The organism is Methylobacterium sp. AC690, assembly GCF_979256535.1.
In genome coordinates, this window is the sequence record NZ_CEEDOX010000009.1 from 174,448 (window position 1) to 186,995 (window position 12,548).

Consider the following 12,548-nt stretch of genomic DNA (forward strand, 5'->3'; position numbering starts at 1 on the left):
GGGTGCCGCGGTGGAGGTGCTCTAACCGTGTGAATCCACCCTCAGACTTCACGACTTTTCAATTAAGTGGCGCCACGATCGCTTCCTCTCGATCCCCTCATTGGGATGAGAGCCGGTAGTGTTTGAATCAGACGAAGGTTATTCGACCTTAGGTTGGTAGGGGTAGTGTAGCATGGTGCTAAGCATGAGTGATGAAGCCGACACCTGCGAGCTATGGGCGAACAATTCATGGACGCCGGTCGACGTATCGAGCGTACTTCAAAAATACACGGGGCGTAAGCTGCGCTGTCGGGAATGCTACGGGGCAGTACGAGCTCATAGTGCCAGCAAGGATGGCATGCGTCCGCATTTTGAGCATCTTATCGGCCACCCAGGGTGCTCTCTCGGCCACTATTTCGATGGTGCGAAGACCCGTCATCACAAAGCCCTGGCGTGATTGCTTTCTGCGCTTCCCGGATCCCAGCCGGGTCACAGTCAGATCCGAAGCCCACGCGATGCATGTCAGTACGAAGGCTGAAGCGCCGGAAGCGCAGGCTTCCACGCGTGCTCTGATGACTTGACCTAGGCTGCCGCGGCGATAGCGCAGCGGCGCGCAGGTCTGGCTATCGAAGGGCATGGATGGCTGCTCAAGCGAACTTGCGTCGCTTGAGACTGAGCACATAGAGTCTGTCCAACGGGGGGGCAGACGTGCAGGACGACATCATCCAAATTACGTGCGAGACGACCGAGCACGTCAGCCTCGCCTATCACGAGAATGCGGTCCCAGTGATCCGCGAGATCGTCATTCGCAACGGCTCCGAGGCAGACATTCGTGATGTCGAGCTCAAGATCGAGAGCCGTCCTTCTGTCGTTCAGCCCCTAACACTTCGAATTGACCGCGTTCCAGCAGGCGGCACCCATCATATCGAGACACTCGATGTTCGCCTCGATGCGGCGTTGCTCGCTGGCTTCACCGAGGCCAGCCGGCTCGAAGTGACGGTGACTCTCGCCGATCTTAGCGGCGAACGCGTCCGTACTGTTGCTGAACTGCGCCTGCTGCCTCCCTCGCATTGGGGCGGCGGTCGGAGCGCACCAGAACTCCTGGCGGCTTTCGTCCGGCCGAACGACCCAGCCGTTGACGTCATTCTTCGCGATGCTGCGACGAAGCTTGGAGAAGCCGGCCGCGAGACTGCACTGAATGGGTACACGACAGCCAAGAAGTCGCGTGTCTGGGAGCTTGCAGAGGCGATCTGGGCTGCCATCGCCGATCGGCGGATCGCCTATGTGCTGCCGCCCGCAAGCTTTGAGCAAGCGGGCCAAAAGGTTCGCGGTCCGAGCGACGTGATCGACCGCAAGGTTGGCACCTGCCTCGATCTCTCACTGCTCTACGCGGCCTGTCTCGAGCAGGCCGGGCTTAACCCTGTGCTGGTTCTGACAGTTGGGCATGCCTTCGTCGGGCTTTGGCTCAAGGACGAGGATTTCTCAAACGCCGCCGTCGACGACATGCAGCTCCTGCGCAAGCGGCGTGACCTGCAAGACATGATCTTGGTCGAGACGACGCTTCTGACCCACAATCCGCCGGCATCCTTCACTGCGGCAGTCGGTCAGGGCAGCAGTCAAGTCGAGGAAGCCGCTCCGGCTGCCCTCGAAGTCGCTATTGATGTGCGTCGCTGTCGGCTTCGCAAGATACGGCCAATGGACCTCGGCGGGCCGAAACCAACTATCCTATCAACGCCTGAGACAGCCCCATTGAACCAGGGCCTGTCGGCTCCTCCGGTATTCCAAGAGGAAGAGAAACAACAGACGGATGAAGTCGCAGACGGGCCTGTCGACCGGCTTGATTCGTGGAAGAGAAAACTTCTCGATCTGACGCTGAAGAATAAGTTGTTGAACTTCAAGCCGGGCAAAGGCTCGGTCCAGCTCGAATGTGCCGATGCGGGGGGCCTGGAGGATCGCCTCGCCGCTGGCCGCACCTTCCGGTTAATGCCCGTCTCTGACGTGCTCGACGGATCGGATGCGCGCAGCGCAGAACTCTACGCTCGGCGTCATCATGACGATGGACGCCGCAGCTATCTCGCGGCGGCCTTGGGGCGCGATGAGATCTACACGACTTCGACCGAGATTGATCTCGACCGGCGCTTGCTCGATCTCTACCGCTTAGCCCGTAATGGCTTCGAGGAGGGCGGAGCCAATATTCTGTTCCTCGCCATCGGATTCCTTTCATGGACCCGCAAGGACGAGGAGGCCGCCCATCGAGCGCCACTTCTTCTGGTCCCCGTTGCTCTTAAGCGCTCGAGCGTGCGTGCCGGCTTCCGCCTTGCTCTTCATGACGACGAGATCCGCATTAATCCAACACTTCTGGAACTGCTCCGCGAGGACTTCCGCTTACGCATGCCGGAGCTCGAGGGTGAGTTGCCGCGGGATAGCTCTGGGATCGACGTCGACGGCATTTTCCGGATCATCCGGAGCCACGTGCGTGACCTAAAAGGCTGGGAGGTGGTGCCCGACGTAGTCCTCTCAGCCTTTTCTTTTACCAAATACTTGATGTGGAAGGACCTCGTTGATCGAGCCGAGCTCCTTAAGCGCAACCCAGTCGTACGCCATCTACTCGACACGCCAAAGCATGCCTATGGCGATGGAACGGCCTTCCCGGAACCCTTCCGGCTCGACATAGAACATCCGCCCGCGACGGTGTTCGCGCCGCTGTCCGCGGACTCCTCGCAGCTCTCGGCCGTCATCGCGGCTGCGAACGGCAAGGACTTCGTGTTGTTCGGACCACCCGGAACCGGCAAGAGCCAGACTATTGGCAACATGATCGCGCAGTGTCTTGCACAGGGCCGTACTGTCCTCTTCGTCTCGCAGAAAACGGCTGCGCTCGAGGTGGTCCAACGCCGTCTGCAAGAGATCGGCCTCGGCGACTACTGCCTTGAGGTGCATTCGACCAAGGCGCAGAAGTCGAGCGTACTCGCCCAACTCCGGCGCGCTTGGCACGAGCGGGCTACCCCGACCCAAGATGACTGGGACCGAGCAACAAGCGAATTGACCCAGGTTCGTGACGAACTTAACGCCCTTGTCGCTGCTCTGCATTGCCGGCGAGAAAATGGCCTGACGGCCTACGAAGCGTTCGGACACGTGGTTGCGTCTGGAGATGCCGAACCGCCCATTACCCTGACGTGGCCGGACCATCGAGCACATGACGAAGCCATGCTCTCGGTGTTCCGTGCGGCCTGTCGCGAGCTGCGCCCGGTTCTCGCCGCCGTCGGCTCGCTAATCGATCATCCCCTGCAAGGGGTTGAGGCGACGCAGTGGTCACCGGTCTGGCGCGGCGACATGGTCGCAGCGATCAAGGCACACGAGGACGCCCTCAACGCCCTTCGCACCAGCGGCCGTGCGTTTGCGGAGGCCGTTGGTCTTTCGGGATTGCTGTCCACATGGTCGGGGACCCGCGGTCTTCTCGTACTCGGAGCCTATCTCGTTCGTCCGGAAGCGCGCTGTGGAGCGGCCTTTCTCGCCGATCAGTCGGGAGACTTACACCTTGCCGTCGCTGCACGTGAGCGGTTCCAGACCATCAAGGCCGAGCGCATGGGACGGCTTTCCGGGCGCTACCGTGCCGGCATCCTGGACCAGGATCTGCCCACACTACTTTCTGAATGGATTACGGCGCAGGGCGCGAACTTTCTTGTCCGAGGTGGCCGGATCCGGCGTGTTCAGCTTCAAGTGCAGCCCTACGTCGAGGGTGAACTGCCTTCCGATCTCGGCGCGGACCTCACCGGTTTGATCGAGATCGTCAAGCATGTCCGGGCTGGTTGCGCCGAGGAAGTTCAACTCGCTGCCCTTGGTGCTCCGTGGGACGCGCCTGAGACGCTTGCCGACGCATTTCAGCCGCCGATCGAGTGGGCTGAGAAGGTTGAGCAGTTGCTCGAGATCCTGGGACCACAGAAAGGGGGGGCAACCGCGTTGCGCACCCATGTCGTGCAGCTGATCCGACAAGAAAGCCGAGCGCTGGCCGTCGGTGGACGCATTGCGCAGGCTTACCAGGTCTTCAGCCAGGATCGCGCGTCGGTGGTCGCGTCGATGAAGCAGCTCAAACAACTCGCTGGACGAGCCGACCTCGATGAACCGCTCGCCTCCAGCGTGAGCTGGATCGAGGACAGCCTGGCTCAAACTCGGCGGTGGACCTCCGGGCTTGGACGAGCCCAGGGCTGGTGTGCCTGGCAAGCAGCCGCTCAAAACGCGAGAAAGGCAGGTCTCTCACCGCTGATTGAGGGGCTTGAACACGGCAGCGTCCCGCTGAACGGTGCCGAAGCAGCCTTCGAACTCGCCTATGCTCGCTGGTGGATCGACCGGGTGGTCAGTGACGATCCCGTGCTGCGCGGATTTCTCCCTGAACGCCATGAGGACGCGATCGAGCGCTTTCGTGCTGCGGACATCCGGGTCGGTGAGTTGTCAAAGCGTGTCGTCCGTTCACGACTGGGCGGCGGCATCCCGCAGCCAACCGCGTTCGGAGCCGATCCCGAATGGGGTACGCTGTCGCGCGAGCTCACCAAAAAGGCGGCACACATGCCGTTGCGTAAGCTGTTCGGCAACATGCCAACGGCGCTGACCCGGCTCACCCCTTGTGTGATGATGAGCCCGCTCTCGATTGCGCAGTACCTGCCGCCCGAGAAGGAGCCCTTCGACGTCGTCATCTTCGACGAGGCCTCGCAGATTTCGCCTTGGGACGCAGTCGGTGCGATCGCCCGCGGCAAGCAGGTCGTAATCGTCGGTGACCCTGAGCAGTTGCCGCCGACCAATGTCGGTGACCGTGGCGTCGACGACATCGAGGACGGATCTGACGTCAGCGATCAGGAGTCGATCCTCAACGAGTGCCTTGCCGCCAACATTCCTCGCCGCAACCTCGATTGGCATTACCGTAGCCGCCACGAAAGCCTGATCGCCTTCTCGAATGCGCGCTATTACGGCGGGCGCCTCGTCACGTTCCCGTCGCCGGTTACCGATGACAGAGCTGTGCGTTTAACCTTGGTTCCTGATGGCCTCTACGAGCGCGGGACAGGGCGTGTAAACCGGCCGGAGGCGCGTGCCGTCGTCGCCGAGGTCGTCCGCAGACTGCGTGAGCCTGCCTTTGCAAGCGAGCGGCGCTCGCTTGGAATCGTTACCTTCAACGGTGAACAGCAGCGATTGATCGAGAACCTCCTCGACGAGCAGCGGCGTTCGTATCCCGAACTGGAGCCGTTCTTCGATCGCGAGCGCTGGCACGAGCCAGTCTTTATCAAGAACCTCGAGAACGTGCAGGGTGACGAGCGCGACGTCATCATCTTCTCCGTCGCGGTCGGCCCTGATCAGACAGGACGGCCCGTCAGCACGGTGTCGTCGCTCAACAAGGAGGGCGGCTACCGCCGCCTCAACGTCGCGATCACCCGTGCGCGGCGCGAACTCATCGTCTTCGCTTCCCTCCGGCCTGAACAAATCGACCTTGGGCGCACAGGCTCACGAGGCGTGCGCGACTTCAAGCACTTCCTAGAGTTTGCAGAGCGCGGACCGCGCGCACTGGCCGAGGCGTTTGCTCCGACGGGCGGTGATGTGGAATCTCCGTTCGAAGCTGCCGTCATGGATGCTCTGCACGCCAAGGGCTGGACGGTTCACACCCAGATCGGTGTCTCCGGTTTTCGGGTCGATCTCGGGATCGTCCATCCCGATGCACCCGGCCGCTACCTTGCCGGTGTCGAATGCGATGGTGCGACGTACCATAGCTCTGCGACAGCTCGAGATCGCGACCGCCTGCGCGAGCATGTGCTGACGGATCTCGGTTGGCGCATCCGCCGGGTCTGGAGCACCGAATGGTGGATGGATGCAAGGTCCGCGCTGGCGAAGCTCGATCAACGTCTCCATGAGGATCTTGAGGCAGACCGCCAGCGCGTGAGTGCCGCGACAGTGACACCCGAGCTGTTGACCGATGCTACGACAGCAGAAGCAGAGAGCTCTCAGGCTCTGGATGAAGCCCTATCCGTCGTATCGCCCGAGGATGTTGAGCAGGAGCCTGCGAACGATCCACATCCTCCGGCAGACAACATCGAACCGCCACGTCTCTACGCAGATCAGGCCGTGTCTCAGTTAACCCCGGTGCCGCCGCAAGTTGCACTTAATGCAGAAGCCAGTTACCGCATTGCCGATCTAACGAAGCTGCCGTTACCCGTTGAACCGGAGCGGTTCTACGACGCCTCCTATCGGCAGGCCTTGACCGAGATGATCGCGCACGTGCTGGCAGTCGAAGCTCCAATTTACGAGGAGGTTCTCGTGCGCCGCATCGCGCGGGCACACGGCATTCAGCGCGTGGGTCATCTTGTGCGCGAAGCGATCCTGGATCAGGTCGATTCAGCTATTGCACGTACGGATGATGACGGACGAGCCCTTCTCTGGCCGCCTGGACAGGAACCATCGGAGAGTTCGTCCTATCGTCCAGCTGATCCCAGCGTTCGAGGCCACGCTGATACGCCGATGCCCGAACTTGTCGGCTTGGCCGGCACATTGCGACCGGGAGCATCTGAAGCCGAGCGTGTTCGCCTCATAGCCCAGAAGCTTGGGCTGTCGCGCGTTGAAACCTCAACACGAGTAAGACTCGAGCGCGCCAGTGAACTTGCGCGACAAGCCGCGACCTTTTAAGGCGGCGGCCGACCCCTGGCTTCAGAGGCGGCCGGTGCCGCCTCCGAACAACGTCCCACGCCTCACCAGACAGTTGGCTTGGGATTGCGCTCGTCGAACCCCTTCTGGTGCCAGTAGGGATAGATCGGCGTTTCTTGGCTCGCCGCGTCGAGACGGGCGACCTCGGGCGCCAGGGTCCAGCCGATCGTAGCGATATTCTGTTTCAGCTGCTCCTCCGTGCGGGCGCCGACCACGATCCTCAGGGCAAGCACGACTTCAGCAGTGTCGAGCACCAGAGCACACGCCACTTCTGGAAAATCGATTACTTCGACCTGCAGCTCGCTATGCACTCGCTGGATGCCGCCAACCCGGCGGTCTCCGTCCAGATGCTGACCGCAGTGCGCGCCGACCAGTCTAGCCCACTACGCCTTCCCGGCCGCCCTCCGGGGCGGCCCCCACGTCATTCGCGCGCTTCAGCATACCGTCCTTCACAGCGTCGATTGCCTTCCGGTTGCGCCGGATGAACCGGAAGAGATGCTTAAAGGTTGTGGCGCTTGAACGGGCATCCATGAAACGTGACTGCCATTCCGGCAGGGTCTCGAAAGTCGCCAGGGAGTCGATGATCTTTTCCCGCATGATCTCACGGGAATGTTTCCCTAGTAGATTGCCATGCAGCGCCAGGGTCTGCAGCTCAAGGTAGTTCACAAACTCCAAGAAGGCCGCCTCATGGGAAGCGGGCGTATCGCTCGCCTGCAGTAGGGCCTGCTCGCGTTCCGTCACGGTGCGATACATCTCCTGCAGGCACTGTAGATCTGCGGTCTTACGTCCTGCTCTAAGTTGGGCCCCGACGTAGATCAGGGCGAGCAGCGCAATGAGTGCTTGCAGCACCGTGCCAACCGTGGACAGGGCCGCCCACTGCTTCTCGTCAAACAGCGCGTAGATCGTGCTGACCGTCTGCCTGAGTGGGTCGAGGACCGGGTTCACTCCTCGGGCTTACCCTTGGCAGGCTGCGGCGGCTGCGCCGGTGCCTGCGGCCTGTCAGCTTGTGGCGGGGCCACCAGCGCCGCCTGCAGGAGGCGCTGCGGTAGACTGCGCCGCAGGTTGTCGGAGGTCATGCCGCCGTTGAACTTCAAATGCTGGTTGAGCAGGTCATTCAGGTGCGGCACGCTAAGGTTCGGCAACTTGGGGATCATGGCTGGCCCTTATTTCTTCGGCCCGACAGGGGTGGGTGCCGACGCAGCCGGTGCCGTGGCGGGAGAAACTGACGGCGCCGGTGCCGGCCGTAGGGCGCCGCTTAGGTTGGCCGACGTCAGCCCACGCTGGAGGATCGACGATGTCATGCCGTCGTTGGCATGGGTCGGCTGAGGCGGGGGAGAACTGCCGCTGCGCTCCTTGGTCATACAAAGTTCTCCTACTCACGGATGAATCGGCTAATGTCGAAGAACCTTAGCGGAAAATGTTCGCGGAACAAACTGGCAACACGCTACTTTGCTCGTCAACGAAGCAGTAAGGGGGTTAAACCGTGAAAGTGGGGGTTAGCGGACATCAAGCAAGGCCAGGTATCGACTGGGCATGGGTTGATGCGACGGTCCGTGATGAACTGGCCAAGCTCGCAGGCGTCACCCAGGCACTGACGTCGCTTGCCGTAGGCAGCGACCAAGTGTTCGCACACTGCGCGATGGCGCAAGGCATTCCTGTGCTCGCTGTCATTCCTATCCCCAACTATGACCGGTTCTTCGAGGGCGAGGGCCTGACTCGCTATCATGCGCTGCTCGCGCAGTGCGAGCGCCTGAACTTGGCAATCGTGGCGGACCCGGAAGAAGCGTTCTTTGCCGCAGGCCGATACATCGTCGACCATTGCGACCTCCTAATTGCCATCTGGGATGGCAAGCCCGCGGCGGGTCTCGGCGGCACCGGCGACGCTGTCTCCTACGCCACGCGGCAGGGCAAGGACAGCATCATTATCGATCCAATCGAGCGTAGCATTCATCGTACCAAGGATGAAATTTAATATGGCCAAGAAGCGAGTATTCGTGAGTTTTGACTACGACCACGACGAATTCCTCAAGACGGCAATCGTCGGACAAGCCAAGAACGCCGACAGCCCCTTCGAACTGGCAGACTGGTCGATCAAGGAGCATCTGACTGGCGATTGGAAGGCAAAGGCGAGGACGCGCATCCGCAGCGTCGATACTGTCATTGTTATGTGCGGTGAGCACACGCATGCCGCGGCAGGTGTCAACGCTGAGATGAAGATCGCGCAGGAAGAAGCCGTGACTTACTTTCTCCTGAAAGGTTATTCGGGCAAGACATGTACCAAGCCGTTGTGCGCAACCAGTGGTGACAAGATGTACAATTGGACCTGGGATAACTTAAAGTTGCTCATCGGAGGAGCACGCTAAGTGATGAAGAAGGCTCTTGTCGTCGGGATCGACGATTATCATGGGGCCCCGCTCCAGGGTTGCGTGAACGATGCCGCCGCGGTCGCCCAGCTCCTGGAGCGGAACGGCGACGGGGCACCCAACTTCTCCGTGCGGCTACTGACCAGTGACAAATTCGACGTGAGCGCCGAGCTGCTGCTGCAAGCTATCACCGACCTTTTCACGGGTGACGCAGATACGGCGCTGCTTTTTTTTGCCGGCCACGGCATCATCAACCCGGAGACCAATGCAGGCTATATCGTCAGCCAGGATGGGAAGAAGCCGAGCTGGGGGGTGACCCTCGCTGACATTCTTCAACTCGCCAACCAAGCCTATCCGCGCGTCAAATCGAGCGTAATAATTCTGGACAGTTGCCAGTCCGGCTACGCCGGCGAGGTCCAAGGACTGGGCCCGGGCACCCATCAGGCTTCGGTTATCGGCAATGGCGTAACCATCCTGACCGCCTCCCACCGTGAGGGGACGGCTGCGGAACACGACGGTCATGGGCTGTTTACCGGCATTTTGCTCGATGGGCTGAGCGGCGGGTCTGCCGATGTGATCGGACGGATCACGCCGGCGTCGGTCTACGCGCATATCGACCAGACCTTGGGACCATGGGAACAGCGCCCCGTTTATAAGGCCAACGTCCAGACGTTCGTGACCCTGCGCAACGTTGCGCCGAAGATCCCACACGAAGTGCTGCGGCGTCTGCCCGAGTACTTTTCCGACGCGGCCATGATCTTCAAACTCGATCCGTCGTATGAGCCGGACCGGGAGAATGTACCGCAGTGGCTCAAGGGTATTCCTGTTAACCAGAAGAACGCCAGTATATTTAAAGAGCTTCAACTGTGTAACCGGCACAGTCTAGTTGTGCCGGTAGATGCTGAGCACATGTACTACGCCGCGATCAATTCGACGGGCTGCCGTTTGTCCGCGCTTGGGGCGCATTACCGTAAGCTCGCGCAGATGGGTAGGATTTAAGCTGGGACGTTGCCCCCGGTTGCAGTCAAAAGGTGTCCCCAGCCTTCGGCGAGTGCCTGCAGGTTGGGTGCTGCCCTACCCTGTGATCTCCGCCACCCCGGGTCTCGCCGACCGGCAGAAGGTCACTCGCTAAACAGGTTTCCGATTCCCATCCAACCGAGACGTAGAGCGGACGGACGGGTCCCGACCTGTTCCGGTCGTCCGGTTCGGTCTTCTCATGGGCCTGAGAGCAGATGTTCCCAGGGCACGCTATGGGTCACCTTCGGACCTCAATCAGGCCCGTGTCCATTCCGGCCGGAGGCGATCCACAACGCGTTCAAGCCGTACTTGGCCATAATGCTTGTCGATCATCACCAGCGATGTCCGGCAGTTGCGGGCCACATCCATGATCTCAGCTCCGCTGGCCCGGTGTTCGCTGATGTAAAAGTGGCGCAGCGAGTACGGCGTGTGTTTGATGCCCCTGTGGTGCCGCTTCAAGCCCGCGGCCTTGATGGGCTCCCATCGCTGAGTACGCACCTATCTAGACCGGCGCTGCAGTCCGGTAGGGCGAACTCCTGTCCAAGCGGCGAGTTGTCTGGCCTCCATCCAAAGGAGCTCTCATGAAAACGCGCAAGCTCGGAAACTCAGGCCTGGAGGTCTCTGCCCTGGGCCTCGGCTGCATGGGAATGTCAGACTTCTACGCCGGTCGCGACGATGCAGAGTCCATGGCGACGCTGCATTGCGCGTTCGATCTTGGCGTGAACTTCCTTGATACCGCGGACATGTACGGCGTTGGCCGCAACGAGGAGCTCGTTGGCCGTGTTGTGCGGGAGCGCTCCGAGTGGGTGATCGTCGCCACCAAGTTCGGCAACGTGCGTGGCGCCGACGGCAGCTTCCAGGGTGTGAACGGCCGGCCGGAGTACGTGCGCCAAGCCTGTGAGGCCAGCCTGAAGCGGCTCGGCATCGAGGTGATTGACCTCTATTACCAACACCGGGTCGACCCAAACACGCCGATCGAAGACACGGTCGGCGCGATGGCTGAGCTCGTGCGCGAGGGCAAGGTCAAACATTTGGGTCTCTCGGAGGCGGCTCCTGAGACGATCCGGCGAGCACACGCCGTGCACCCGATCGCAGCGCTTCAGACTGAGTACTCGCTTTGGAGCCGCGACCCTGAAGACGGGATACTGCCCACCGTGCGCGAGTTGGGGATCGGGTTCGTTCCCTACAGCCCCCTCGGCCGTGGCTTCCTCACCGGGCAGATCCAACGGCCTGAGGATCTCGCCGAGGACGACTACCGCCGTAGCTCACCGCGCTTTCAGGGCGAGAACTTTCAGAAGAACCTCGATCTGGTCGCAGAAATCCGAGCGATTGCCGTCGACAAGGGCTGCACGCCGGCGCAACTGGCCTTGGCCTGGGTGCTCGCGCAAGGCGAGGACATTGTACCGATCCCGGGCACCAAGCGGCGCAAATACCTGGAGGAAAACCTGGGCGCGCTCGACGTGTCGCTCACCGCCGACGATCTGGCACGGATCAACGCGGCTGTTCCATCGGGCGCGGCGGCCGGCACACGCTATGCAGCCCCGCAAATGCAGGCTCTGAACCGCTGAGGCTTTGGCCGAGGTTGTTTATCAGCGCGACAAAACCGGAGGTGAGTATGTCCGCTGAGAGCCGCTTCGAGCAGGATCAGTTCTTCGCACTGGAGGAGGCGGAGCAGGTGGAGTTCGAAGGAGAAGGCCCCTTCCTGCTCCCACTCTGTGAAGCCAGGGCTGGGATCCTCATGGGTGAAGATGTTGGCATCATCATCCTGAAAACCGCTGAAGGACACCGCTTCGGTGTCCCCCTCGGGCATGAGGCCCTTTCGACCCTCTACCAAGTGATAGGCGAGGCTCTGCGTGATCTGAAGCCCGACGGTGAGACCGTGCAATGAAGGCACGTCAGAAAATCGCTTCCACCGAGCGACGGAGATCGGCATGGCCGACCACAAGCCCTTCCGACCTACGAGTGCTGAGAAAGCATTTCCTGAACCCATCGAGGGAGATTTCATGCTGCCCTTCTGTGTGCCAGGCGCTGAGATATTGATGGGTGAGGACCTCGCCGTGATCGTTGTGCCAACGCAGGAGCGTCAGCGCGTCGGCATTCCTATGGACTTGCAGACGGTCTCCGACCTTCATGCTTTGCTCGGCGAAGCGCTCCGCATGCTGCAGGCTCCAGTGGGTGGATTGGTGCAGTAAGCCTCATCGGATCTCAGCGGGTCAGATCTAACACTCTGGGTCGTCCCTGTGGTTTGCCGCCGTCAGCTGCTGAGGATCAGGCGCGGGTCCATTCCGGGCGCAGTCGGTCCACCACACGCTCAAGCCGCACCTGCCCGTAGTGCTTGTCGACCATCACAAGGGACGTGCGACAGTTCCAGGCCACATGCATCGCCTCTGAGCCATTCGCGTGCTGCTCGCTGATGTCGAGGTGCGCAGCAAATACGGCGTGCGCCTGATGCCGCGGTGATCCCGCTCCAGACCAGCAGCCTTGAGGAGCTCCGTAAAGCCATTACCGACC

11 protein-coding genes are annotated in these 12,548 nt (G+C 61.3%); 8 read left to right on the plus strand and 3 right to left on the minus strand.

Annotation, left to right across the window (positions count from 1 at the left end; translation table 11 throughout):
* The first annotated feature begins 687 nt into the window (after positions 1-687).
* Positions 688-6,639, plus strand: a complete 5,952-nt coding sequence (locus AC0IY1_RS12635) for a DUF3320 domain-containing protein (RefSeq protein WP_471769946.1) — start codon at positions 688-690, stop codon at positions 6,637-6,639.
* Positions 6,640-6,701: 62 nt separating this feature from the next.
* On the opposite strand, the gene AC0IY1_RS12640 is transcribed toward AC0IY1_RS12635, so the two are convergent.
* Entirely contained in the window at positions 6,702-6,911 is a 210-nt protein-coding gene (locus AC0IY1_RS12640; protein ID WP_471770014.1) for a hypothetical protein, read from the minus strand.
* On the opposite strand from AC0IY1_RS12640, the gene AC0IY1_RS12645 reads away from it, so the two are divergent.
* Positions 6,846-7,142, plus strand: coding sequence for a DUF3768 domain-containing protein (locus AC0IY1_RS12645; protein WP_471770011.1), 297 nt, complete (start codon positions 6,846-6,848; stop codon positions 7,140-7,142). The two genes, AC0IY1_RS12640 and AC0IY1_RS12645, sit on opposite strands and share 66 nt — an antisense overlap.
* Here AC0IY1_RS12645 and AC0IY1_RS12650 read toward each other — a convergent pair.
* A complete protein-coding gene (locus AC0IY1_RS12650) occupies positions 7,033-7,602 on the minus strand; it encodes a hypothetical protein (RefSeq protein WP_471769948.1) in 570 nt (189 codons plus the stop codon). The two genes, AC0IY1_RS12645 and AC0IY1_RS12650, sit on opposite strands and share 110 nt — an antisense overlap.
* Positions 7,599-7,811 (minus strand): hypothetical protein, encoded by a 213-nt coding sequence (locus AC0IY1_RS12655; protein WP_471769949.1) that lies wholly within the window; start codon positions 7,809-7,811, stop codon positions 7,599-7,601. Before AC0IY1_RS12655 ends, AC0IY1_RS12650 begins: the two co-directional genes overlap by 4 nt.
* 329 nt (positions 7,812-8,140) lie before the next feature.
* Here AC0IY1_RS12655 and AC0IY1_RS12660 point away from each other — a divergent pair, with 329 nt between their 5' ends.
* The 6 genes from AC0IY1_RS12660 (at position 8,141) to AC0IY1_RS12685 (ending at position 12,229) form a co-directional block, all read left to right on the plus strand.
* The gene (locus tag AC0IY1_RS12660; RefSeq protein ID WP_471769950.1) at positions 8,141-8,629 is read left to right on the plus strand and encodes a hypothetical protein; all 489 of its coding nucleotides are present in this window, start codon (positions 8,141-8,143) and stop codon (positions 8,627-8,629) included.
* Position 8,630: 1 nt separating this feature from the next.
* The gene (locus AC0IY1_RS12665) at positions 8,631-9,020 is read left to right on the plus strand and encodes a TIR domain-containing protein (RefSeq protein ID WP_471769952.1); all 390 of its coding nucleotides are present in this window, start codon (positions 8,631-8,633) and stop codon (positions 9,018-9,020) included.
* Positions 9,021-9,023: 3 nt separating this feature from the next.
* Positions 9,024-10,019: a caspase family protein gene (locus tag AC0IY1_RS12670; RefSeq protein WP_471769955.1), complete on the plus strand. Its 996-nt coding sequence runs from the start codon at positions 9,024-9,026 to the stop codon at positions 10,017-10,019.
* 599 nt (positions 10,020-10,618) lie between these two features.
* On the plus strand, positions 10,619-11,605 hold the full coding sequence (locus AC0IY1_RS12675; protein ID WP_471769956.1) for an aldo/keto reductase: 987 nt from the start codon (positions 10,619-10,621) through the stop codon (positions 11,603-11,605).
* A 47-nt stretch (positions 11,606-11,652) separates the two neighbouring features.
* Positions 11,653-11,925: a hypothetical protein gene (locus AC0IY1_RS12680; RefSeq protein ID WP_471769958.1), complete on the plus strand. Its 273-nt coding sequence runs from the start codon at positions 11,653-11,655 to the stop codon at positions 11,923-11,925.
* Between the two features lie 43 nt (positions 11,926-11,968).
* Positions 11,969-12,229: a hypothetical protein gene (locus AC0IY1_RS12685; RefSeq protein ID WP_471769960.1), complete on the plus strand. Its 261-nt coding sequence runs from the start codon at positions 11,969-11,971 to the stop codon at positions 12,227-12,229.
* The last annotated feature ends 319 nt before the right edge of the window (positions 12,230-12,548 follow it).

Excerpts from the sequence above, each read along its gene's own strand:
- AC0IY1_RS12655 (WP_471769949.1), bottom strand. The coding sequence starts at position 7,811 with ATGATCCCCAAGTTGCCGAACCTTAGCGTGCCGCACCTGAATGACCTG.
- AC0IY1_RS12670 (WP_471769955.1), top strand. The coding sequence starts at position 9,024 with ATGAAGAAGGCTCTTGTCGTCGGGATCGACGATTATCATGGGGCCCCG.
- AC0IY1_RS12675 (WP_471769956.1), top strand. The coding sequence starts at position 10,619 with ATGAAAACGCGCAAGCTCGGAAACTCAGGCCTGGAGGTCTCTGCCCTG.
- AC0IY1_RS12685 (WP_471769960.1), top strand. The coding sequence starts at position 11,969 with ATGGCCGACCACAAGCCCTTCCGACCTACGAGTGCTGAGAAAGCATTT.
- AC0IY1_RS12665 (WP_471769952.1), top strand. The coding sequence starts at position 8,631 with ATGGCCAAGAAGCGAGTATTCGTGAGTTTTGACTACGACCACGACGAA.
- AC0IY1_RS12680 (WP_471769958.1), top strand. The coding sequence starts at position 11,653 with ATGTCCGCTGAGAGCCGCTTCGAGCAGGATCAGTTCTTCGCACTGGAG.